Genomic DNA, 23537 nt, shown 5'->3' on the forward strand with positions numbered 1-23537 from the left:
AGTGCCGAACGGGAGATCTGTTTAAAGCTTCTATGCCGGTAGGATCCTGTCACCTAGGTTATTGCCCGGCTTGCACCATTTGCAGAATTTTGCGGGCCTTCTCAAAGTGATCCAGTTTGTGGGTCTGGATCCACCAGCTAGCGGCCTCCATGAGCAACTCGGGATCATCATTCTTGTTGGCAAAGAAGGCATAGAAGGAGACGCCAACGTTCTCGCCCTTCTGGGCGATTTTTTGCTGGCAGACATGGATAACTTTTTGTCGCAGGCTGGCACGCATCTCGATTGTTCCCTCAATCTGAAAAGTCATTTTTAGGTGTTTTGCTGTTGCAACTGGGCTTGTTGCGCCTTGGTCAGTTTACTGACAACCAGGGCGTAGGATGCCTCAATCAGGTCACGGAGCATATCCTCGCTGACCTCACCATTCAAGGTTAGCGTGAACCAATGCTGCTTATTCATGTAATAGCCGGGCACTATCGCCTCAAAGCTATCGATCAGTGCCTGCACGTCGGCAGGTTTGGCCTTGAGTGTCACCCTAGGGGGCGTTTCCTGCTCGGCCAGCAGGGCAAACATCTTACCCATGACCTTATAGACTCTGGCCTCAGGACCAAAAGGATAGTCGGCAGTGGCGTTGGGGCATTGCTGCAACAGTTTCTTGAGTTGTGTCAGTGTCATGGCGTCCTCTGTCATTTGGGTGGAGGAGCATGATATTACCGGCTTCAGTCGACGTTTTGTTGAAGGGGAGGGGCATGTCGTAGCCAGGCCTTCAGTCATTGAAGCGTTTACACATAAAATACCTGTCCGGACTGCCGGGAATTCCGCTGACCGAGCCGACAACTTCAAACCCTTGTTTGGCATAAAATGCCGGCGCCTGAAACGACAAAGTGTCGAGCTGCGCAGCCAGGCACCCTCGTTTGATTGCCTCTTGCTCGCACAGAGCCATTAAGCGGCTGCCAAGACCTGAACCTCTATGCTCCTTCGCGACCCAAACCACCTCAATCAGCAACTGGCGATAGATGCTGCGGCCACTCACGCCACCAATGAGTTGCCCCTTGGAGTCGCGGGCGATGGCGGCCAGAGGTTGACTGGTCTCCTTGCCCATATACTCGTGATTATAGGTTCTGAGCTTGTCGATAAGCTCATTTTGCAGGTCATCATCAACTTGCTGTAAAAGGTCAATCTGCATACCGATTTCCTTGGTGTGAAAGAGGCGGCCAGAGTGCTGATTTTCAAACGACTGGCAAAGCGTTTGGAGTCGCGATTCTCTTCGAAGGTACTACTGGTAAATATTGTTTTAAAACAGTATTTTAAAAAGTTTATAAGACAATGGTTACCACATGGCCGAAAGTCCCTGAAGCCGAGATGATTAGCTTGATACAAGGATCTCGGTTTTACATGCTTCTCTTTGCAACCGCATAGAGAATGATTCAAGGGTATCTTGTTACCCTGTGCCAACACAAGTAACAAGCGCAAAGTCATTGTAAGGCAAACATAAAAAAGCCAGGGAATACCCTGGCTGGAGGATTAAAGAGGGCTGAGATTAGCTGGCGTCCTTCATGGCACGGGTAAAGTCGGCCAGAGTGCTCAGTAGCATATCGGGTGCATTTGGGTGTTGCTCAATGATCCTGACCACGGCAGAGCCCGAGATGGCACCGGCGGCGCCGGCGGCAATTGCGGCGCTGACCTGAGCCGGCTCGGCAATACCGAACCCCAACAGTGGAGGCGGCGCATCGAAGGCTTTGAGCTTGGCCAGTACCTCATCCACCGGCATTCCGGCCTTATTGTCGGCGCCTGTTACCCCGGCGCGGGACAGCAGATAGGTGTAGCCTTCACCGGCTTCACTCACCGCCTTGAGGGTATCATCATCGGCATTGGGTGGCGCAATAAAGATAGGCGCTATGGCATGGGCCTTGGCGGCTTCTATAAAAGGTGCGGCTTCCTCAACCGGCACATCGGCTATCAGCACTGAATCCACCCCGGCCTCGGCGGCGCGGCGATAGAAGTTATCGATGCCGTTGGCGTACACCAGATTGGCGTACAACAGCAGGCCGATGGGCAACTCGGGATAACGGCTGCGTACCTCGGCGATAAGCTCGAAGCACTTGGCTGGAGTAGTGCCGGCAGCCAGCGCCCGTAAGTTGGCGCCCTGGATCACCGGGCCATCGGCCAGCGGGTCGGAAAAGGGGAAGCCCAGCTCAAGGGCGTCGGCGCCATGGGCAATCAGGGTGTCGATAATCTGCAGCGACAGCTCAGGGCCGGGATCGCCCAGTGTCACAAAGGGAACAAAGGCGCCGCGGCCTTCGGCCTGCAGCCGGGCAAAAGTGGTTTGATAACGTGTACTCATGCCTGTGACTCCTGTGATTTATCTGACTGCGCAGATGCAGCCTGGCGCTCTGCCAGGATATCGGAAACGGTAAATATGTCTTTATCGCCGCGGCCGGAGAGGTTAACCACCAGTATGGTTTCTTCGCGGCACTCTTTGGCCAGCCTGATAGCATAGGCCAGCGCGTGGGCCGACTCCAGTGCCGGAATAATCCCTTCGCAGCGGGCCAGTAACTGGAAGGCCTCCAGCGCCTCTTCATCGGTGGCCGACTCATAGGTGGCGCGTCCGGTGGCGTTGAGGTGGGCGTGTTGCGGGCCGACAGAGGGGAAATCCAACCCGGCAGAGATGGAGTAAGACTCTTCTATCTGGCCGTTGCTGTCCTGCATCAAGGGCGCCTTCATGCCAAAAAAGATGCCTGTCTTGCCGTGCCGCAGCGGCGCGCCGTGCATCGGCGTATCTATGCCTTTTCCGGCCGGCTCAACGCCTATGAGGCGCACCGAGGCTTCATCTATGAAGTCGGCAAACATACCTATGGCGTTGGAGCCGCCGCCAACACAGGCAATGACGGCGTCCGGCAGTCGGCCTTCACGCTCAAGGATCTGCGCCTTGGTTTCGGCGCCTATCATGCGCTGGAACTCCCTGACTATGGTGGGGAAGGGGTGAGGCCCGGCGGCGGTACCCAGCAGGTAGTGCGCCTTTTCATAGCTGCCGGACCAGTCGCGCATCGCCTCGTTGCAGGCATCTTTGAGAGTGGCCGAGCCTGAGGTGACAGCAATGACCTCGGCGCCCATCAAACGCATGCGGAACACATTGGGGCTTTGGCGCTCCACATCTTTGGCGCCCATGTAGATTTTACACTTAAGACCCAGCAGGGCGCAGGCCAGGGCGGTGGCCACCCCGTGTTGACCGGCGCCGGTTTCGGCGATGATCTCTTTTTTACCCATACGTTTTGCCAGTAGCGCCTGTCCCAGCACCTGGTTGGTCTTGTGGGCGCCGCCGTGCAGCAGATCTTCACGCTTGAGGTAGATTTTCACCTTGTCATTGGGCGACAGGTTACGGGTCAGGGTCAAGGCGGTGGGACGCCCGGCATAGTTTTTCAAAAGCTCGGTGAACTCGGCCTGAAAGGCGGGATCATTCTGGGCCTCGACAAAGGCACTTTCCAACTGCTTCAGTGCCGGTATCAAAATCTGCGGCACATACATGCCGCCGTATTCCCCGAAATAAGGGTTGAGTTTTAACTCGCTCATACTGCTTTCCTTAGGATACTTGTTGCGCCTGTCTGACAGGCGAATACTGTTGTTCTTGTCAGGCTTTGAGCTGCTTAAACACCGCCTGCAGTGCTGCTCTGTCTTTGATGCCGGGGGCGCTTTCCACCCCTGAGTTAAAGTCCAGCCCGAAAAAGCCCTGGATGGCAGCCAAGGCGGCGTTGTCCGGACTCAGGCCACCGGCAAGCATGGCGCGCTCGCGCTGGGCAAGCCCTTGCTGCCAATCGAAATGTTTGCCGGTACCACCAAAGCTGTCGCCGCTTTTACTGTCATAGAGATAGCGGTCGGCGCCTTCCGGCAAGGTCGGCAGCTCGCCGCCGTCGACATTGACCGGAACAGCCTTCCAGATCTCGGCCTGGTGCCCATTTTGCTCAAGCAGCTGCTTGAGCTTGGCAATATCTTCGCTTGATTCACTGCCATGAAGCTGCAGCGCGCTCAGTTTCAGTTCATTGGCCAGCTCGGCCATCTTAGCCGGTGATTCATTGACAAAAACCCCCACCATCGCCAGTTTACGCGGCTGCTCGGCGTTGTAACGGCACAGCTCGGCGGCGTGGGCGCGGCTGACGCAACGGGGGGACTTGGCGGCGAAGATAAGGCCGCCATAGACGGCGCCGGATTTTGCCGCATCCAGCAGATCCTGCTCCCGGGTCAGGCCACACACCTTGTTGTTGCCATAGATAAGGCGGCGACAGGCCAGATCCAAATCGGCCTCGGCCATCAGCGAGCTGCCCACCAAAAAGCCGTCGACCAGCGGGCTGAGGCGGCGTACATCCTCACGGCTGTAGATCCCGGATTCGCTGATGATCAGTGTCCCCTCGGGGATCTTGGGAGCTAAGTATTCTGTCATCGCCAGATCTGTACTCAGATCCCTGAGGTTGCGGTTGTTGATGCCAATAATCGGCGCGCCCAGAGCCAGCGCCCGCTTGAGTTCTTGCTCGTTGGAGACTTCGGTGAGGGTGTCGAGGGCATATTGTTCGGCTTCGCTCGCCAGCAATCGATATTGTTCATCGCTCAGTACCGACAGCATCAGCAAGATGGCATCGGCGCCCTGATGGGCCGCCAACTTAACCTGATAAGGCGAAACAAAAAAGTCTTTGCACAATACCGGCTGTTTGATTCTGGCGCGCACCTTGGGCAAATAACGAAAGTCACCCTGAAAGAAGGCTTCGTCTGTCAGTACCGACACCGCGGAGGCGTAGCGGCTGTAAACATCGGCAATGGCAACCGGATCGAAGTCTTTGCGGATAAGCCCTTTGGAGGGGCTGGCCTTCTTGCATTCAAGAATAAAGCCGGCGCCTTTTGCACTGAGTGCCTGATACAGGCTGCGATCCGACGTCTTGGGCGTCAGGCTCTCTTCGGGAAAACGCAGCTTGAGGGCTTCAATATGCTGCTGCTTGGTGGCGACGATCCGCTCAAGCACGTTACTCATGATATGGCTCCTGCCTTGCTGGGTTGTGGTGAGTTGGCGTCATTGTTTTCAGTCTGGGTTTGGTGGGCCTTGTCCGCCAGGGCGTTGAGTTTGGCGCAGGCGCGGCCATCATCCAGGGTGGCCAGTGCCAGTTGGGTGGCCTGCCTGAGATTGTCAGCCTTGCCGGCGAGATAGAGCACGCAGGCGGCATTGATAGCCACTGCGTGACGCTGGGCGGCGCTGCCTTTACCGGCGAACAGTGCTTGGGTAATCAGGGCGTTTTCTGCCGGGGTGCCGCCTTCCAGCTCGGCCAGCGTCGCCTGCGGCACGCCAAAGTCTGCCGGGGTGAGGCGATATTCCACTATCTCTGCACCCTTGAGTTCGGCCACCTGGGTTGCGCCGTGCAGCGCCACTTCATCCAAGCCGCTGCCGTGAACGACCATGGCGCCTTTGACGCCAAGGGCCCGCAACACTTCGGCGATGGGGCGAACCAGGCTCGGGCTGTAGACCCCGAGCAGCATATAGTCGGGACGGGCCGGATTAATCAGCGGGCCGAGTACATTGAATAGGGTGCGGGTCTTGAGCGCCTGGCGTACAGGCACAGCATGCCGCACTCCACCGTGATAATGGGGCGCAAACAGAAAACACAGGCCGTTGACTGCAAGGTGTTTGGCGGCGCACTCGGGCGACATGGTCAAGTCTATGCCGAACTGTGCCAGCAGATCGGAAGAGCCCGACTTGCTGGACACCCCGCGGTTGCCGTGTTTGGCAACATTGACTCCGGCCGCGGCGGCAACAAAGGCGGCCGTGGTAGAGATATTGATGGTGTTGTGGCCGTCACCGCCGGTGCCGACAATATCCACTACCCTTTGACATTGGTGCGGAAACGGCTTGGCGGCGGCCAGCAGGGCATCGGCGGCGCCGCTGATCTCGTCTATGGTTTCGCCCTTGAGCTTGAGCGCGATCAGCATGGCCGACATCTGGCTTTCACTGAGCTTGCCGTCGATAAGTTCGGCAAACAGGCTGGCGGCCTGGCTACGGCTCAAAGACTCGCCCCGGTACAGGCGGTCGAACAGAGGTTGCAGTTCAGTCATGGCAGGTTTCCTCGCGGCTCATGGTCAGATATTGCAGTGTTTGCACCAGCAAGGTGCTGCCAAGGGTGGTGAGAATCGATTCGGGGTGGAACTGGAAGCCGACGGCGGCATCACAGCGATGGCTGATGGCCATAGGCATGCCTTCTGTGGTGGCAATCACCTCCAGGCAGTCGGGCACCTTGGTTGCCACCAGCGAATGATAGCGGGCCACGGGCAAGGGGGATGGCAGGTTGGCAAACAGGCCGCCGCAGTTGTGCTCGACCGGGCTGGCCTTACCGTGTACCACTTGGGGTGCGCGTTCAACCTTGCCGCCGTAATGTTCAACCAGGGCCTGGTGACCAAGGCAGATACCGAGAATAGGCAGTTTGCCGGCCAGCAGCGCAATAAGCTCCATCATGCAACCGGCTTCTCCGGGGGCACCCGGGCCGGGAGACAGAATAAGCGCCGCCTGACCCGGCTCCGCCAACATCCGCTCGGCGAGCAACTTGGCACTGACATTATTGCGGTACACCAGTACTTCAAAGCCCAGGCTGCGGAACTGATCCACCAGGTTGTAGGTGAAGGAGTCGAAGTTATCCAATAGATAGAGTTTCACAGGCCACCTCCCATCTTGATTGCACTGATCACTGCCTGCGCCTTTTGCGCGGTTTCGTCGGCCTCGGCCTGGGGATCTGAATCATAGACCACTCCGGCCCCGGCCTGGATGTGCGCCATGCCTTCGCTGACGAAGGCGGAGCGGATCACTATGCAGGTGTCCATATCACCGAGGGCGTTGAGATAACCTACGGCGCCGCCATAGCTGCCGCGGCGCTGCTGCTCGGTTTCACGAATGAGTTGGGCGGCGCGCACCTTGGGGGCGCCCACCAGGGTGCCCATGTTCATGCAGGCCTGATAGGCGTGCAGGGCGTCGAGATCTTCCCTAAGCTGTCCGGTTACCCGGCTGACCAGATGCATCACATGGGAGTATCTGTCTACCTTCAGCAGCTCGGCCACTTTACGACTGCCACTCTGGCTGATGCGGGCGATATCGTTGCGGGCCAAGTCCACCAACATGATGTGCTCCGACAACTCTTTCTTGTCCAGTCTCAGCTCCAGTTCTATGCGGCTGTCGAGATCGAAATCTATCTCGCCATCTGGGGTCTTGCCGCGTTTGCGGGTACCGGCGATGGGGTAAACCTCAACCTGATTGCCCTCGGCTTCATACTTGAGGGCGCTTTCCGGAGAGGCGCCAAACAGGGTGAAGTCGGCGCTGCGCAGGTAAAACATATAGGGGCTGGGGTTGGTCAGTCTCAGTGCCCGATAGGCGCCCAGAGTATTGGGGCAGGGCAGGCTGAAACTGCGTGATGGCACAACCTGAAAGATATCACCGGCGCAGATATGCTCCTTGAGGCGGCTCACCTGGCGGCAAAAATCGGCGTCGCTGATATTGACGCTGGCCTCGGCATGTACGCCGCTCAAAGGGGCAACATCTTCCAGCAACTGGCAGTTGGTTTCTATGGCATCCAGTCTGGCACCAAGCTCGGCCTGCACCTCGTTGTTGCCATTAAACTCCATCACCACGGCTTCGGCGCAGCCCTTTTGGTGATCTACTGTTATCAGGGTTTCAGCCAGATAAAACAGATAGTCGGGGCAGTGGTTGGCGCCCTGGCTTACGCTTGGCAGCGGCTCTGTGCTGGCGATAAGGTCGTATCCCAAAACGCCGCCCAGAAATCCGGTTTCAAACTGGCTCTCGTTTTCATCAACCAGACCCTGCTGCAGTAATCTCAGGCCATCGAGCGGCGAGCCTGCCTTGAGTCTGGCATCTTCATCCAGCTCGGCAGTGATGGGGCGAAGTATGACCTTGAGGCTCTGCTGCTCCAGGCTGACCTCACCGCGCGAGTTAAAGAAGTCGTGAATGGCGGGCAGCAGTCCGGCGCCGTTGTCTGTCAAAGCTTCGAAGCTCAAGGTCGACCCGTCACAGCGAATGGCCAGCGCCGCGTGGCTGAGGATAATGCTTTTCAGGTGATCCTTGCTGTCGATTTCGGCCGACTCCAGCAACATACTGTGAGGCTTGTCCCGAGTCAGTTGCTGATACAGTTTCAGGGGATCGTCGTAATAGGGCAGTGACCGCGTCTGGCGGTGTACTCTGGCGATTGGCTCGATTCTGTTCATCTGTCCTTCCTGTTGTTCCGCTGTTTAGCCTGGCTGCGGGGTTTTCCTGACCGTTAAGCACAAAAAAGCCCGCAATCTCTTGCGGGCTCTTTGTTGAATTTGGCTGCGTTATTTTCAATCGTGCACAGCGCTTCACACTACCCGCGTTAAGGGAAGTGCCACCACCAGATGATGTTGAGTGAAGCGTTGAAGTGTGTCATTGAAAATTTGTCCTCTCGACGTTTGACCTATAGAAAAACCCAGCTGCCCGCCAATGTCAATTGAATATTTTTAATTTAGATAAATTTCTGCCAATTTGCCGTCGCCCAGCGGAGATAAATCGCATTTTGCCAACAAAACCAAGTACAATAGCGCTATGATAACTGAAAATACTTTGGCCGATCTTCACAGCCATACCACAGCCTCAGATGGCCAACTGACACCGTCTCAGTTGCTCGAACGCGCCCTGGAAAAGGGGGTTGAGCTGCTGGCGATTACCGATCATGACACAGTCGCCGGGCTGGATGAGGCCCATGCCTTCAATGCCGCGCAGAGCGCACCTTTGATCCTGGTGGACGGGGTTGAGATCTCTACTCGTTGGCACGCCTATGATATTCATATTGTGGCGCTGGATATCGACCGCCACGACGAAAACCTGCTTGCCTTTCTCGAGCGGCAACGTGAGCTCAGGGAAGAGCGGGCTCGCGAGATAGGCGCAAGGCTTGAAAAGGCCGGTATTCCCGGGGCCTACGAAGGCGCCAGGGCGCTCGCCGGTGATGCGGCGCTGAGCCGTGGCCATTATGCCCGTTTCCTGGCCGAGCAGGGGCACGCGCCGGATAGCGCCAGCGTGTTCAAGAAGTTTCTCGGCCGCGGCAAGACGGGCTATGTGCCCAACAACTGGGGCGAGATGGCGACGGCCATAGAGGTAATTCACAACGCAGGTGGAGTGGCCGTGTTGGCCCACCCCAGTGGCTATCAACTGTCGGCCAAGTGGCTCAAACGCCTGGTGCGCGAGTTCAAGGCCGCCGGTGGTGATGCCATGGAGGTGGTGCTCGGGCAGCAAACCACAGACGACAGAAATAATTTAGGCGCGCTGGCCACTCTCAACGGCCTCTACGCCTCGGTGGGATCCGATTTCCACTTTCCCGGCCGCTGGCTGGAACTGGGCAAGAATCTGTATCGGCCCCAGGGATTGAACTGGGTCTGGCAATGCAAGCAATGGACAATAACTAAATGAGTCAATTTTTCTACGTACATGAGGTGAATCCTCAAACCCGTCTGATAAGCCAGGCGGTGAGCATTCTGAAAAGCGGCGGGGTCATAGTTTACCCCACAGATTCCGGCTATGCGCTGGGTTGTATGATTGGCGATAAAGACGCCATGAGCCGTATCGCCAGAATTCGCCAGATAGACAATGATCATAACTTTTCGCTGATGTGCCGCGACTTATCTGAGCTGTCGACCTATGCCAGAGTCGATAACCAGGCGTTTCGCATTTTGAAGAACAACACGCCGGGTTGTTACACCTTCATCTTTAAGGCCACCAAAGAGGTGCCAAGAAGACTGCAGAACGAAAAGAAACGCACCATAGGTATTCGGGTACCGAACAATGTTATCGCCCTGGCGCTGCTGGAAGCTCTGGGTGAACCCTTGATGTCCACCAGTCTTATTCTGCCCGGCAACGACTTTACCGAGTCGGATCCCGAGCATATCCGCGATATTCTCGAACATCAGGTAGATGCCATTCTTCACGGCGGTTACCTGGGCGAAAAGCCCACCACAGTGATAGACATGTCTGAAGGCGAAATGGTCATAGTCCGTGAAGGCAGTGGCGATATCAGCCCATTTCTTTAACCGCTCAATAAAGGTATAATCGCGCGTTTGGTCGGCCTATGCCGCCTTAAGGATGCTGCCAGAGGGGAGAAAACGGCTTGAGTGAAGGCGTTCAACAGAGTTTGCCGCTTGCCGTAGTGCGGGGTGAGGCGCTCAGAGAGCTGCCTGCCGATCTCTTTATTCCTCCCGAGGCGCTTGAGGTGTTTCTTGAGGCGTTTGAAGGGCCGCTCGACTTGCTGCTGTACCTGATCCGCAAGCAAAAAATGGATGTGGTAGACCTGCCCATCCACAGGATCACCGCCCAGTATCTTGAGTATATCGAGCTGCTGCAGGGCGCCAGGGTAGAGCTGGCGGCCGACTATCTGGTGATGGCGGCAACATTGGCGGAAATCAAGTCGCGCTTGTTGTTGCCAAGGCCGGAGCTGGAAGCCGAGGAAGAGGAAGACCCCAGAGCCGTGCTGATCCGCCAACTCAAGGCTTATGAAGCCATCAAAGAGGCAGCGGTGAGGTTGGATGAACTGCCGAGACTCGAGCGGGACGTATTCCAGGCCAAGGCGGGCAAGGCGCCGGATATCAAGCCCTTGCTGGTGCCGCCGGATGTGTCTTTGGCTGAACTGGCCCGGGCCTTTGGCGAAGTACTCAAGCGGGTGGAAGCCGGTACTTCTCACCAGGTGCAGCGCGAGCAGCTTTCTACCCGGGAGCGGATGAGCCAAATTCTGGCCATGCTCTCCAGTGAGCATTACACCCCTTTTGAAGCCCTGTTCAAGGTGGAAGAGGGGCGCGCCGGAGTGGTGGTCAGCTTTCTGGCGTTGATGGAATTGGTAAAGGAACTGCTGGTGGAACTGATCCAGGCCGAACCTTTATCGCGAATTTATCTCAAGGCGTACTGACGGGAGCCGACTTGGCGAAGATTAACGACCTTCAGCTGAAACAACTGATCGAGGCCAGCCTGTTTGTGCTGGCCAAGCCCATGACCTTGAAGGCGCTGAGAGAAACCGCGCTGGCCGATTTCAGTGTCTCCCGCGAGCGTATTCGCGCTGCGGTGGATGAATTGACCCTGGATTATCAGGAGCGCGGAGTTCAACTGGTCAAGGTTGCCGGCGGTTATCGGTTTCAGACCCGCGACAGCCTTAGCCCCTTGCTGCAACCTCTGTGGCAGGAGCAGGCGCCCAAGTATTCCAGGGCAACATTGGAAACCCTGGCGGTTATCGCCTACCGTCAGCCTGTGACCCGCGGCGAAATTGAGCTGGTCAGAGGGGTGGCTGTCGGCAGCCAGATTATCAAGAATTTAACAGACAGACGCTGGATCCGCGTTGTGGGGCACAAAGAGGTGCCGGGAAGGCCTTCGTTATACGCCACCACTACAGAGTTTCTGGCTTACTTCGGTCTGGACAGCATAGCGGATCTGCCGCCTCTGTCTGACGCCGAATCATTAGAGGCGGTATTTTCGGGGATGAAAACACCGCCGGAACCCTTAGAAGAGTCAACTTGAATGAGCGAAAAATTGCAGAAAGTCTTGGCCCGTGCAGGCCATGGCTCCCGTCGTGAGATGGAGGCATGGATTGCTGCAGGTCGCGTGAGTATTGACGGAGAAATCGCCAAACTGGGTGATCGCATCGAAGCCGACGCCAAGGTACGTATCGATGGCCGTGCGGTATCGCTGAAATCTGCCGATGATGTGATCTGCCGGGTACTGGCCTACCACAAGCCGGAAGGGGAGATCTGCTCGCGCAAAGATCCCGAAGGCCGGCCCACAGTATTCGATCGTCTGCCCCGCACCCGCGACAGCCGCTGGGTTGCAGTGGGACGTTTGGATATCAACACCTCGGGTTTGTTGCTGTTCACCTCAGACGGTGAACTGGCTAACCGCCTGATGCACCCCTCCAATGAAGTGGAGCGTGAGTACGCTGTGCGTACCTTCGGTGAAGTGCCGGAAGCGGCGCTGCAGCGTTTGCGCAGTGGCGTTATGCTGGAAGATGGCCCGGCCCAGTTTGATCACATCAAGGCCGCCGGTGGCGAAGGCATCAACCAATGGTGGCACGTTACTCTGCGCGAAGGGCGTAACCGTGAAGTGCGTCGTCTGTGGGAATCCCAGGAAGTGCAGGTGAGCCGCCTTATTCGGGTGCGTTACGGCATGATAGAACTGCCCAAGAGCCTGCCCCGTGGTGGCTGGGTCGAACTGCCGCTGGAGCAGGTCAACTACCTGCGCCAACTGGCGGGCATGGATCCGGAAACCCGCTCCATGCTGGGCGCCGACAAACACAGCGTGGCCCGTAACAAGGTGCGCAGTGCCAAGGTGCGCCGCGCCGTGCGTAAACACAAGACGGCGGCGGGCAAGCCCAAGCCAACCCGGCAGCGCAGCTGATACTGCCAAGGCTTTCGGCAGTGTGTTACAGCTTGTCGATAGCCTGTCTAATCCCATCTAAAGATGTGATTCCAATGCAATGAAAGGTCGCCGCGGCGGCCTTTTTTGTTGCTGTTTTTCTAAGCTTTTTGGCACTGTTTCTCGCTGCTTTTGCGTAGTTTTTGCGTAGTTTTTGCATAGTTTTTGTCGTTGTTTTTGCCATAGCTTTTTACCAAAGTTTTTTGCCATCACTTTTTACGGTAAAAAGTCCACTTACCTTGGCGCAGTTAAGTAATGGTATAAGATAAAGGAACAGCAACTCAGGGAGCCAAGGCATGCAGCTGATCTCACACACAAAAATTTGGGACCAAGGCGAACACAACGCCTTTTGCGATCTATGCCGCTGGCAGGGGGCGCTCTACTGTGTCTTTCGGGAGGGCCAGGCCCATGTGTCTGATGACGGTGCGCTGAGAGTGCTTAAATCCAGCGACGATGGCCAAAGCTGGCAGGCCGAGGCGCTTATTCAAAGCGAGCTTGGCGATCTGCGAGACGGCAAACTGCTCGCCCATGCCGGCCGTTTATGGCTTTTTGGCGCAGCCTCCAAACATGGCAAGGCGCCGCTGCAGTCCTTGATGTGGCACTCGCTGGATGGCATCAACTGGTCGGCCCCCGAAAAAGTCGCCGATAGCGGATACTGGCTCTGGCGGGTGACCGAGGCTGAAGATGGCCTCTACGGCGTGGGTTATCGCCCCGGCGCCGATGGTGATGTCAGGCTCTATCGCAGTGAGCGATTGCAAGCATCACAATCCGTCACGCTGCAATTTACGCCTTGGGTAGCCCCCTTGCAAAATGACGGTTATGTCAACGAATCATCATTGTTGTTCCGGGGCGGCGAGCAGACTCGCTCTGCTCAATCCTCTTCAAACACAGAAGCGCTTTGCCTGCTAAGGCGCGATCCTGTGTGGGACGCACAAGAAACCGGGCTGCTCGGCAAGGCCAAGGCACCTTTCAAAACCTGGCAATGGCAGCAGCTCAGTTGCCGTATCGGTGGCCCGGTGGCCTTTTTCTATAACGACCGCCTGTTGGCCGTGGTGCGCCTCTATGACAATAAGGTGCGCACCTCGCTGGTGGAAATCGATAGTGCCACAGCCAAGGTCACCGAGCTCTTAACCCTGCCATCCGGCGGAGATACCAGCTACGCCGGTATCGAGCTGGACGGCGATGAACTCAAACTGGTGTACTACTCAAGCCATGAGGGCAAAACCGCCATCTATTTCGCCCGTATCGGGCTTAAAGGCTAAAGTACCAGGCCACATACCAGTCTGCTCGACACCAGCCAGCGCGACTGAATCAGGCCCATTAACACAGAAAGTGATTCAAGCCTTAAAAGTCAGTCAATTCTGTTGCAAAAATCAGCCAAATCAGGGTTTTGTGGCCTTTGTCAAAAACTTGACCTTTAGCTAATTGTTTTAACATTCAGTACTGGGTATTGTATAACCAATTCAACCGCTTAGCTTTAGCGCTTCCTTAAGCTCAGCGGCTCAAAGTCGGCGGCAGTGGTAGTTTTCCATTTTCAGCGGAATGCAGGGATGAACAGAGTTTGGAGTTGTGTGGTAGCTGTGGGGTTGCCGGAGGCATATAACCGCAAGATGTTGGTTAGGAAATTTTAAGGTAAGTTTGCGCGTTATTCCTGTAACATTTTAGAAAATAGCATTAAATTCATAACATTAAAAAATACAGCTGGTAAATAATAGGTTTGGAAACCGCGCATGCGCGTTTAGCTGCAAGGGATATTAGGACTAAACTATATTATATCGAGCTAATACAAAAAGATAGCGATGCTCGTTTACACTCCTCTGAGGACTGAAACGCGCATGCGCACTATACAGCTGTTATGTGTATCAGCAGTCTAGTGCTCTAAATTAGGTCTAATTTTATAGAGAAATTATGAAGTCTTATTGCAATATATTACTACCAATAACATTGGTAGTTTCAACATTCACATATGCCCAACATGTTGTACTAAATGAAGACAACGATGAAAAAGTTTGTGCAAGTGTATATAAAAACCTTCTTAGTGATAAAGAGGCTAACTTTCACTCTGCGATTAAAGCTTCTGGGGGGGATTATGACTTCACGAAGTGGAACAAAGTAAAAGGTCCTTATAACCTTACAAATAATTTTTTAAAATATTCAAAATTTGACATTGATAATAACGGTACTCCTGAAGTTGTCCTCGAGGGACTTATAGGCTGTAGCGGAGATAAATCATACTATAGGGTTATAGAAGATAACGAAATAAATAGTGACGGCTCCTTGAATATTACCAAGCAGGATATTTGGTCAAAAGAAGGAATTGGTTGGTGCCATAATTCCACTTACAGACATTACGGTATTCAAGCAGCCTTTCATTTAAATTCGTTTAAATTAAATAGCACAACATATTTAACCCTCGAATCTTGGGTTTTTGGACAAAAAGAGCATTTGAGCGAGAGCTTCATCATTGCAAAGTATACTGGTGAAATGATAGTAACTCCAGAGGCGAAACAGTTTGAGTCACCTAACGATAAACTTCAATTGGTTTGTAAGTTTTCATACGCTGAGAATCCTTAATAAATCTACACATAACAAGTCGTTAAAGTAGGACAAATAACAGTTGGCTTTTGCTCCTGCGTCGCTTATTTTAGCCAACATATTATTTGCCTCTTAACGAGGCGCTGGAGGATCCCCTCATAATTCGAGTGTCAGAATACAGGACAGCCATATCTTTTTGATGTTTCGCCAAGCCTTGACTAAATAGCTTATATGGACACCTCTCCGATACAAGCACCGGCAGGTCTCTTTCTGACAAAGTAGCCACACACATATATCCGGCTTCGTGAGCCCTGATGAACATCCGTACTCTCTGCCCTCATTAGTGCCATGGCTTTTAGCAGCCCAGCTATTTGTCAGGTTCACAGAGAGTCGGTTCTACCTGTCAGCACATCAACTCTTTGGACTTATTAAAATCAGTTAGTTACTTAACGATATACTCTGTTTTTTGGTTTATTAGCGCCCACGCTATTCGGGCATTTTTGTTAGCCAGCGCCACTACAGCTTTGTTTACGCCACTTCGGGCAATAATACCTTTCAGCCACCGCTGGAGACCTCCACATCGTTCTTCCGGAAGGTTGATGACCCGGTAAACCACTGAGCGGGCGCCATGAATCGAAAAGATAGGACAGCCATACCTTTTTGATGTTTCGCCCAGCCTTGACTAGGCTTTGAAATACCCATCAAAGCTCAGTCGAGGTTGGTTATGACCATAGCCCGTCGCCAGTTGATAGATGCTGAAAGTACGCCTTTTTACCACGTGATTAACCGCTGTGTCCGAAGGGCATTTTTGTGTGGTGAAGACGAACTGTCGGGGCGCAGTTACGAGCATAGACGTGGCTGGATAGTGGATAAAATCAGGCAGTTGTCGTCAATATTCTGCATCGACGTTTGCGCTTATGCGGTCATGAGTAATCACTACCATTTGGTGCTCAAAATCGACCTTGCTGCGCAACAATCGTTGTCACCATTTGAAGTCATCGAGCGTTGGACATTGCTCTTTAGCGGCAATCCTGTGGCGGCAAAGTTCCTCAAGGGCGATAGTCTCTCAGAAGGTGAGCGAATACTGTTGGATACGCTGATTAGCGATTGGCAGGAACGCCTTGGCAGTATCAGTTGGTTTATGCGCTGTTTAAACGAAGATATCGCCCGCAAGGCCAATCGAGAAGATGGCTGCAAGGGCGTATTCTGGGAAGGGCGCTTTAAGTCGCAGGCGCTGCTCGATGAACAGGCGCTGCTGGCCTGCATGATGTATGTGGATTTAAATCCCATTCGCGCAGGTATTGCAGATTCGCTGCAAACTTCTGATTACACATCCATTCAGGAGCGAATAGAAGAAGTTGCTGAGCCTGCAACTGCCAATGCTTCACTTAAGCCGCTGCTGCAATTTGATGGTGCAGCCACTGCCGCCGAACTAAGCGGCATCCCATTTCACTTTGCCGATTATCTGGAGCTGATTGATTGGACCGGTCGGGCGGTGCGGGAAGACAAGCGTGGCTATATTGCCTGTTCCAGGCCAAAACTACTGCTTGAGCTAGGTATCAGTGACGATGCCTGGATAACTTCCGCCAAGGAGTTTCGCCGTCAGTACAGTGGCATGAGTGGCCGATGGGATGCGATGTGTGCCATGAAGGCCAAATATGGCGGTAAATGGTGCCGGGGTAAGCAACAAAGCCAAGCAATACATCCCCATTAACCTTAAACCCTTGGTGATATTGCAGCAACAGGCTTAAGCCTGCTGGAGGCATGCCTGGCAACGACAATTCTGCATTAACCTCCGAAAGTGAGCGTCTCAGAGAGCCTCATTTCCAAAAATCCGTCATTATTTATCAGAGACTGACACCCGGCAGCGGTATGTTTCTAACAGAAAATGCTGAGGGTGTCCTGTATATTTTGTATATTCTCTGAGGGTGTCCTATATGTTCTTTTCTGAATATCCTGCTCAGTTAAGACTTTTCTGAATCTACCTCGATATCTTGAGCCAGCATATATATCCCTGCAACAACCATACATAATAATCTGGTGGTTAGTATCAATAAGTTAAGGTCACCCAGCCAGGGCTTGAAAAATTCAAGCAGAAAACCAATAAACAAACAGAGAAAGATCCAGATGCCATATGCTTTAAGTGTTAAATATAACACTCTGCCGGGGGACATTTTTATTACTAATAAATATGCACCGATAATCAGAGGGATCAATAGGGTGGGGATAAATGCGGCGATTAATAGTTCTCTTATTGCTTCCATTTTTAGATTCATTCCTTTTGCTAAAGATAGAGGTTCTGATCTGAGTCTTAGGTGTAGTCGTTCAGACTTTAATTTGACAGTTCCCCATTTTCCTTGATAGGGGCGTTCATTGTTATAATATTCCGGTCATTCGTCCAGGCCTTTTTGCAGTTCTTCCAAACTTGAGTACAACGGTTTGCGGAAGAAAGCAATATAACCAGGAACAATGGAGACGCCCAGCATAAGCCGGGTGAAGGCGCTAGTTGCCAGTGTTACTGAAGGACAGAGGTTTCCACTGGATGAAGATCCTCTTTCAACTCCAGTGAAGGTTTCTCGGCTATTGAAGTGGGTACAAAGTCGAGTTCCCAAGCACAATGAAGATCGAATAGGGTTCGATGGGTGAGGGAGAGCATGGAGCCTCGGGGATTCAGTTAAATAGCTGCTGGCAATGGGTAGCCCCTTGCCTTCGTTGTTGTTGGAGGTGGTCGCAACTCTGATTTTATAGAGCACTGTCACAACCTCAAGTGGACCCAGAAGCCCTTTGGATATCGCTGAAGTCGGTATTTAGCTTCAACCCATTGTCGGTGGGAATATTAAACGGTTCAAAAGGACAGGTCGTCCTGCTGGCTGCCGTGTGGCTGCCTTGTCATTGTGGATAATGCGCCCGCTATCATTGACCAGTTGCAAATAGTCCTTAATATCTAACAAGCCATTGAAATCTAGGCAAAGAGTCAACAATCTGTCGAGATTTATGGGCTCTGGATTTTGGTTATTGTCTTGGCTTTGTTTTTGGGTTTTGTTACTGTCCCGGGCTCATTGTTGAGCCACTAGAATCCGTGGGCTACTGAAATTGCATTCGCCAGGTATTTAAGGGAATAGAAATGAGCGTTTCGATGTATCGCAATATGATTTGGTTGGTCGTAGAAAGCCGCGACCTAGATGGAATAGTTGAACATCTGAAGGGGGAGGCGGATATCAAGTCCATCAATGATTTTGGGGCTGCCGACGATCTTAAGTTTATCTGGAAAACTTCACACCTGGTTGTCGCGGATCTTGATGGGCTTATCTACCTTGGCGGTTGGGGCTTGCCGTTCCGGCAGTATGGCCTCAGGGACAGTATGGAGATGCTGGATGAATGCCTACGCAACCTTTCAGAATTCGCCGCTAGGTTAAGCCAGAAATTTGGGAAAACCTATGGCTTTGGCGACCATCAGGGCGGTATATACAATTTTTGGTTTATGGCGGAAGACGGTCAGGTAACAAGAAAATACGCCGTGTATCATGATGGGCTGCATGAATATGACCAAAGCCACATTTCGGCGGGTGAACCTACAGAGGCAGAGGTTCAAGCGGCCAAGCATTGCCATATTAACGGTTTGTCTACAGGGGGAGGTTATCCTGATGACGCGAACGTTCGGGAAATCGCCACCAACTGGGCCCTTGATCCCCAGCAGTTTTCGCAACGCTTGATCAGAGCTAAGCTGATTGAGTGGAACCTGAGAAAACCCGGAGCATAAGAACGGGAGATACGGCCGAAAGGGGGCAGACCGATTTACTTTGGCTGGTCAATCAACCACAAAGCATTTTGGGTATTTCCTTTTAGGTTTTGAATATTATTAATCATACAAGTTGGTTATTAGGTTGATGGTGATCGAGAAGTATCAGTGACTTCTTGAGGTTAATTGTGGGATGGATTTGAACCCGCAGACTTTTGCGTAAATGCAAGAATAGTTGCTCAATAAAAAAGACCTGGCACTGGATCTTTAGACATTGTGCCGGGTCTTTTTATTGTCACTTTAATACTGAAAACTTAATTCCGGGTTAGCTTTAGATAATCCAGCGCGCCACAAACCGCGGCTACCTGGGCGGCATTGCACTGTTCATCGCTTGCCTGCGGGCTGTCCGGGTAGACTTCTGTGGTGCAGGTGTATGGGGCATTGGTAACCGAGGCACATAGACCAAGCTGCTTGAGCGGATAACGGATAACGCCGTGGTCGACCACAGGAGAGCCGATGATATTGCCGTCTTTGTCGGCCGGAGCGATATGGGTCACTTTGGCGACCGCTTCGATAATGGCTCGTTGGAATTCAGGTTGCGGCATGGCTTCATCATCTACCACATAAAAACCGTCCGGGATCTCGCCGGGAGCTATGATTTTGCCATCGCGGGCCGCGAGCGCCGGGCGAAACTCGGTTTCATCCGTGTCTGTGGTTTCATGCAGATCGATATGAGCCAGGAAAGGGGCGCCGTGGCTAGCAACCAGAGCCATCAATGCGGCAGACTCTTCTGCCGGGCTGGGTTCAAAGAAGGAGCGGTTGGGATCGATAGCCAAAGGATTCCAACGGTTGATGACTTCGTATCCCCAAGGGCTGACACAGGGGACGACCAGGAGATTGAAATCCGCTTGATAACGTTCGGCTTCCTGCTCAAGAAACTGCAGCGCACCTTGAACGCCACTGGTTTCATAACCGTGGATCCCGCCTGTGACCAATACCCAGGGCTTATCTGCCTGTGGCGATTTACTCTGCAGGGCGAGCAGGGGATAACGTTCCGGGTCATAACTTAAGGCGCCGTACCGGCGGCATTCAAAAGCTGTCTTGAGGGCATAGATCTTGTCGAGCACCTGTTCACGGTAGCTGCGTTTGATGTTTTGGGTGGCGCGCCAGGCGGATTTTTCGGCCTCTCCCCAGGGAGTACCTGGAGTGCCTATAGGGTATTCTTGACTCATGGATTGCCTCCTTATTTCTTTTATAAAACGTGTATGAATGGCGTATGAATAGCAAAACGCAGCCCATTGGACTGCGTTTATTCTTGAGGAAAATGTTACTGGGCGTTAAAGGCCTGACCGTTTTCCTGCAGGCTGTCGTCGCCCATCAGATATAGATAAACGGGCATTATCTGCTCTGGCGTCTTGAGATCCAGAGGGTTCTCTGCCGGATAAGCCTTGGCGCGCATGCCGGTGCGGGTTGCTCCCGGATTGATACTGTTGGCGCGCACCTGGGTGCCTTCACATTCATGAGCCAGCACCTGCATCATGCCTTCGGTAGCAAACTTGGAGAAGGCATATGGGCCCCAGTAAGCGCGGCCCTTACGGCCAACACTGCTGGAGGTAAAAATAATTGAGGCGTGCTCGGCCTTGCGCATCACAGGCAACAGTGCCTTGGTCATCATGACTTCGGCCACCACATTGACCTTGAGCAGATCTTCCAGTGACTGAATATCAATATGTTCAAATGGCCCCAAAGCGCCCAACAGGCTGGCATTATGCAGCAGGCCATCGAGCTTGCCGAATTGCTGCTCTATGGTTTCGGCCATGTCGCGGTAGTTTTGTTCGCTGGCGCCCTTGAGATCCAGAGGCACAATCGCTGGAGTCGGGCCACCGGCGGCTTCAATTTCATCGTAAACGACTTCCAGCTTCTTGACCGTTTTGCCCAGCAGGATCACTGTGGCGCCATGGGCGGCATAGGTCTTGGCTGCGGTTTTGCCAATGCCGTCGCCGGCACCGGTTACCAGAATCGTTTTGCCCTTGAGAAGATCTTTTGCTGCTTGATATTCCAACATGGGGAGTTGTTTCCTCTTCGCGCTAAAGCCCGCCAATACTCGACTCACTACAGCGGTATACATCTGTTTAAAACAAATGACTGTTCATTGTTACTTTTCGTTGTGTGCAACTGTGACAAAAATGTAGCTAACTCAATATTTTTACGTTAACTTGAGACGAGCTGAGGACTGATTTCAGCTCCTCTGGTCACAGTGTCTGGGGTATTGTGACCAATTTCTTGGGGAAAACAAAATTATTACAACAAGATTTGGGGAAAAAAGATGAAAAGACTCATTTTGGGTGTTGCAATCGCATCTGCACTTGGACTGACAGCATGTGGTGAAGACAGCTATAACGAACTTAAGGATAAGACAGAGCCGCTCATCCCTGAGTCCCACTTGGTGTTTGATCCTGCCAAAGCTGAAGTTCCCTTGCCAAACGACCTACTGCTCAATGGCACCACAGACGGTACCTTGAATATTCCCGGGGAGGCGTCCGGAGACTATACCAATCCGCAGCTGGCGCTGGGCGCGCTGGATGGCTGGTCAACCACGCAACCGATAACCATAGATATTGAACCTTCCAAAGACAACAGCGGCAATACTCTGAGCCTGCTGGCATCTTCCGTGGCCCAGCCGGGAGCGGTGAGAATGTTTGAAGCCGTCAGCGGCGGCCCGCTTTCATCCAAAGCCGAGTGCCAGACCAAGCCTTCGGTTTCTGCCTGTGAAGTGGGTGAAGAACTGGTTTGGGGGGAAGACTTCATCACTCAAGCGTCCGGCAACAAGATAGTTATTGTTCCACTGAAGCCGCTTAAGCCAGCTCAGTCCTATATTTACGCCACCACTAAACTCATCATGGATTCGGCTGGGCGCCCGATAGCGCCTTCCTATACCTATGGTTTGTTGAAACTGGATATCGACACAGCGCCGCTGGAAACCGCCGATCAATTGATGCTGCAAACTCTGGTAAACAGTTATGAGAAGGGCATGGCATCGGCTCACGGCGTTGACAAGGAAAGCATTACCTATTCAGGCCTGTTTACCACCCAGTCGGTGGCCGATGTTTATGAAACGACCAAGCTGCTGATGTTGCAACCCGGCTCACCCTATGCTCCCAAGTGGCTGCAAACTCCGACTCCCGCGGGTTATACAGTGGCGATGGCAGCTGGGCTCAGCCCTGCTGATGGCATAGCCTATGCGTTGGCGGATTTGGCCGATGTCTACACTGCGGCTATTGAAGTGCCGGTTTACGGTACTTGTTCATCGGCGAGCTGTGACGGCATTAACGGCTACTGGCAGGCCCAGGGCGACAGCCCGGTATCTGTGTTGCTGGCGTTGCAGGCAGGTACCCTGAGCCAGGAGAACTTTGCCGCCCAGGCGATGGCTTACAACATAGATCCCGCCGCTGCACTGGCCAATCCTTCCTTGTTGGCCGGCAAAGTGTGGAAACTGGATGATGACAGTGCGGCCGATGCCACCAAGCACCTGACCCGCTTTAATCCCATTCCGGCTATTCGCAACTACGAAACTGTGCCTGTGCTGATCTCCATGCCCAACGCCACTAAGCTGGCGGCATTTTATGCCAGCCAGGGCTTGCCTTTCACGCCACCCACCAGTGGTTGGCCTACCACGATAGCGCTGCATGGTCTGGGTGGCGGCAAAGAGATGTCGCTGGCCTATGCCGGTAGTTATGCCGCAGCCGGTGTGGCTACAGTGGCCATAGATATGCCGCTGCACGGTGCCCGTTCATTCGATGCCAATGGTGACGGCATCTATGAAGTCTCGGCCTCAGGTGCGGCCTATGGCAAGGTTGTCGGTAAGCCGGATGCCTTCCAAAATGGCAATCCGTTGGTATTTGTCAACATAGAAAGCACGCTGTCGGTAAGGGATAACTTCCGCCAAGCGACCATGGATCATCTGGCGCTTAGAGCCGCGATAACAGGTATGTCGGCGCAACTTATCGAAATGGGCGCGCCTCAGGTTTTTGACAATAACCAGATAACCGCTCAGGGGCTTAGCCTTGGCGCCATTGTCGGCACCAACTTCGCGACCTATGCCAGCACAGGTTTGAAAGACCCTGCATCAGGCACAGCCTTGCCCAACTACTATGGCATCAAGGGCGCATCTTTGGTGGCGCCGAGCGGCGGCCTGGCGGGTTCTTTCGCCGGTTCAGCCACCTTCGCACCTCTATTGTTTGCCAATGTGACGGCTTCCGATACCTTCAAGGCCATGGTGGATGCGGCCAATAAACAAGGATATCAGCCGGGTTCGGCCGAATATGAGGTACTGGTTCAGGCGGTATACGCCGAATTTATCCCTACCTTCGCCTTTGCGGTGCAAACCGGGATAGAGTCAGCCGATCCTATCAACCAGACTGCTATGCTCAAGGCCACTGGGTTGCCGGTTCATCTGGTGGAAATTGTCGGTGATGGCGCTGGTAACAAGGGCGATCAGGTTCTGCCTGGTACTGTCGCGGGCTTCCCGCTGTCCGGCACTGAGCCTTTGATTGCGACTCTGGGGCTTAACTGCGTCGATCAGACCAGCGCTGGTGGCGGCGCTGTGCGTTTTGCCAAGGGGCATCACAGCTCAATCATCGACCCATCCGAAGTACCGGGTGTGACCGATGGTATGGCGGCTCAGGCGACAGCAGAAATGCAGTCTCAGGTGTCTATTTTTGCCTCTTCTGCCGGTAAAGATGGTGCCAGCATTTTGGTGACCGACTCGTCCGTTCTGCAAAGCTGTGGTGGCTAAGCGGTTACTCATATGTTTTTTGTAACAAACCCGGC

The 23537-nt window shown here is 53.5% G+C and carries 23 protein-coding genes; 10 read left to right on the top strand and 13 right to left on the bottom strand.

Features of this window, described 5'->3' with window-relative positions:
• Positions 1-58 precede the first annotated feature (58 nt).
• The 9 genes from K5621_RS08340 to K5621_RS08380 all read right to left on the bottom strand — a co-directional run bounded on the left by K5621_RS08340 (position 59) and on the right by K5621_RS08380 (position 8238).
• The gene (locus K5621_RS08340; RefSeq protein ID WP_039032896.1) at positions 59-277 is read right to left on the bottom strand and encodes a DUF6500 family protein; all 219 of its coding nucleotides are present in this window, start codon (positions 275-277) and stop codon (positions 59-61) included.
• A gap of 32 nt (positions 278-309) precedes the next feature.
• Positions 310-672 carry an MmcQ/YjbR family DNA-binding protein gene (locus K5621_RS08345; protein ID WP_025886772.1) on the bottom strand — a complete coding sequence of 121 codons (363 nt, stop codon included), beginning with the start codon at positions 670-672 and terminating at the stop codon, positions 310-312.
• A 91-nt stretch (positions 673-763) separates the two neighbouring features.
• Positions 764-1183: a GNAT family N-acetyltransferase gene (locus tag K5621_RS08350; RefSeq protein WP_100142446.1), complete on the bottom strand. Its 420-nt coding sequence runs from the start codon at positions 1181-1183 to the stop codon at positions 764-766.
• Positions 1184-1537: 354 nt separating this feature from the next.
• The gene (gene trpA, locus K5621_RS08355; protein WP_054745512.1) at positions 1538-2341 is read right to left on the bottom strand and encodes a tryptophan synthase subunit alpha; all 804 of its coding nucleotides are present in this window, start codon (positions 2339-2341) and stop codon (positions 1538-1540) included.
• The gene (gene trpB, locus K5621_RS08360) at positions 2338-3567 is read right to left on the bottom strand and encodes a tryptophan synthase subunit beta (protein ID WP_221050914.1); all 1230 of its coding nucleotides are present in this window, start codon (positions 3565-3567) and stop codon (positions 2338-2340) included. Before trpB ends, trpA begins: the two co-directional genes overlap by 4 nt.
• Positions 3568-3625: 58 nt before the next feature.
• Complete coding sequence (trpCF, locus tag K5621_RS08365) at positions 3626-5014, bottom strand: bifunctional indole-3-glycerol-phosphate synthase TrpC/phosphoribosylanthranilate isomerase TrpF (RefSeq protein WP_221050915.1); 1389 nt, start codon at positions 5012-5014, stop codon at positions 3626-3628.
• Positions 5011-6087: an anthranilate phosphoribosyltransferase gene (gene trpD / locus K5621_RS08370; RefSeq protein ID WP_221050916.1), complete on the bottom strand. Its 1077-nt coding sequence runs from the start codon at positions 6085-6087 to the stop codon at positions 5011-5013. Before trpD ends, trpCF begins: the two co-directional genes overlap by 4 nt.
• Complete coding sequence (locus tag K5621_RS08375) at positions 6080-6682, bottom strand: aminodeoxychorismate/anthranilate synthase component II (protein ID WP_221050917.1); 603 nt, start codon at positions 6680-6682, stop codon at positions 6080-6082. Before K5621_RS08375 ends, trpD begins: the two co-directional genes overlap by 8 nt.
• Positions 6679-8238 carry an anthranilate synthase component 1 gene (locus K5621_RS08380; RefSeq protein WP_221050918.1) on the bottom strand — a complete coding sequence of 520 codons (1560 nt, stop codon included), beginning with the start codon at positions 8236-8238 and terminating at the stop codon, positions 6679-6681. Before K5621_RS08380 ends, K5621_RS08375 begins: the two co-directional genes overlap by 4 nt.
• Positions 8239-8593: 355 nt before the next feature.
• Here K5621_RS08380 and rnm point away from each other — a divergent pair, with 355 nt between their 5' ends.
• The 5 genes from rnm to rluB all read left to right on the top strand — a co-directional run bounded on the left by rnm (position 8594) and on the right by rluB (position 12415).
• Positions 8594-9454 carry an RNase RNM gene (gene rnm, locus K5621_RS08385; RefSeq protein ID WP_221050919.1) on the top strand — a complete coding sequence of 287 codons (861 nt, stop codon included), beginning with the start codon at positions 8594-8596 and terminating at the stop codon, positions 9452-9454.
• Positions 9451-10071 carry an L-threonylcarbamoyladenylate synthase gene (locus K5621_RS08390; protein WP_025010668.1) on the top strand — a complete coding sequence of 207 codons (621 nt, stop codon included), beginning with the start codon at positions 9451-9453 and terminating at the stop codon, positions 10069-10071. The genes rnm and K5621_RS08390 overlap by 4 nt, the downstream gene beginning before the upstream one ends.
• Before the next feature lie 77 nt (positions 10072-10148).
• Positions 10149-10940: a segregation and condensation protein A gene (locus K5621_RS08395; protein WP_025010667.1), complete on the top strand. Its 792-nt coding sequence runs from the start codon at positions 10149-10151 to the stop codon at positions 10938-10940.
• A gap of 11 nt (positions 10941-10951) precedes the next feature.
• Positions 10952-11542, top strand: a complete 591-nt coding sequence (gene scpB / locus K5621_RS08400) for an SMC-Scp complex subunit ScpB (RefSeq protein ID WP_221050920.1) — start codon at positions 10952-10954, stop codon at positions 11540-11542.
• A complete protein-coding gene (rluB, locus tag K5621_RS08405; protein ID WP_025010665.1) occupies positions 11543-12415 on the top strand; it encodes a 23S rRNA pseudouridine(2605) synthase RluB in 873 nt (290 codons plus the stop codon).
• 25 nt (positions 12416-12440) lie between these two features.
• Here the strand turns inward: rluB and K5621_RS08410 are convergent, their stop codons facing one another.
• Positions 12441-12617, bottom strand: coding sequence for a hypothetical protein (locus tag K5621_RS08410; protein WP_221050921.1), 177 nt, complete (start codon positions 12615-12617; stop codon positions 12441-12443).
• Between the two features lie 112 nt (positions 12618-12729).
• On the opposite strand from K5621_RS08410, the gene K5621_RS08415 reads away from it, so the two are divergent.
• The 3 genes from K5621_RS08415 (at position 12730) to K5621_RS08425 (ending at position 16682) form a co-directional block, all read left to right on the top strand.
• Complete coding sequence (locus K5621_RS08415; protein ID WP_221050922.1) at positions 12730-13695, top strand: sialidase family protein; 966 nt, start codon at positions 12730-12732, stop codon at positions 13693-13695.
• Positions 13696-14341: 646 nt separating this feature from the next.
• A complete protein-coding gene (locus K5621_RS08420; RefSeq protein WP_146508706.1) occupies positions 14342-15007 on the top strand; it encodes a hypothetical protein in 666 nt (221 codons plus the stop codon).
• Positions 15008-15692: 685 nt separating this feature from the next.
• Positions 15693-16682, top strand: coding sequence for a transposase (locus K5621_RS08425; protein ID WP_221050923.1), 990 nt, complete (start codon positions 15693-15695; stop codon positions 16680-16682).
• Positions 16683-16932: 250 nt separating this feature from the next.
• On the opposite strand, the gene K5621_RS08430 is transcribed toward K5621_RS08425, so the two are convergent.
• Positions 16933-17232 (bottom strand): hypothetical protein, encoded by a 300-nt coding sequence (locus K5621_RS08430; RefSeq protein WP_100142807.1) that lies wholly within the window; start codon positions 17230-17232, stop codon positions 16933-16935.
• An 860-nt stretch (positions 17233-18092) separates the two neighbouring features.
• Here K5621_RS08430 and K5621_RS08435 point away from each other — a divergent pair.
• The gene (locus K5621_RS08435; RefSeq protein WP_221050924.1) at positions 18093-18728 is read left to right on the top strand and encodes a hypothetical protein; all 636 of its coding nucleotides are present in this window, start codon (positions 18093-18095) and stop codon (positions 18726-18728) included.
• Positions 18729-19021: 293 nt separating this feature from the next.
• On the opposite strand, the gene K5621_RS08440 is transcribed toward K5621_RS08435, so the two are convergent.
• The gene (locus tag K5621_RS08440; RefSeq protein WP_093983364.1) at positions 19022-19939 is read right to left on the bottom strand and encodes a M14 family metallopeptidase; all 918 of its coding nucleotides are present in this window, start codon (positions 19937-19939) and stop codon (positions 19022-19024) included.
• A gap of 95 nt (positions 19940-20034) precedes the next feature.
• On the bottom strand, positions 20035-20772 hold the full coding sequence (locus K5621_RS08445; RefSeq protein ID WP_208160837.1) for a YciK family oxidoreductase: 738 nt from the start codon (positions 20770-20772) through the stop codon (positions 20035-20037).
• 261 nt (positions 20773-21033) lie between these two features.
• On the opposite strand from K5621_RS08445, the gene K5621_RS08450 reads away from it, so the two are divergent.
• A complete protein-coding gene (locus tag K5621_RS08450) occupies positions 21034-23502 on the top strand; it encodes a VolA/Pla-1 family phospholipase (RefSeq protein ID WP_221050925.1) in 2469 nt (822 codons plus the stop codon).
• The last annotated feature ends 35 nt before the right edge of the window (positions 23503-23537 follow it).

This window comes from Shewanella carassii (assembly GCF_019670705.1).
In the GTDB taxonomy this organism is placed as follows: domain Bacteria; phylum Pseudomonadota; class Gammaproteobacteria; order Enterobacterales; family Shewanellaceae; genus Shewanella; species Shewanella carassii.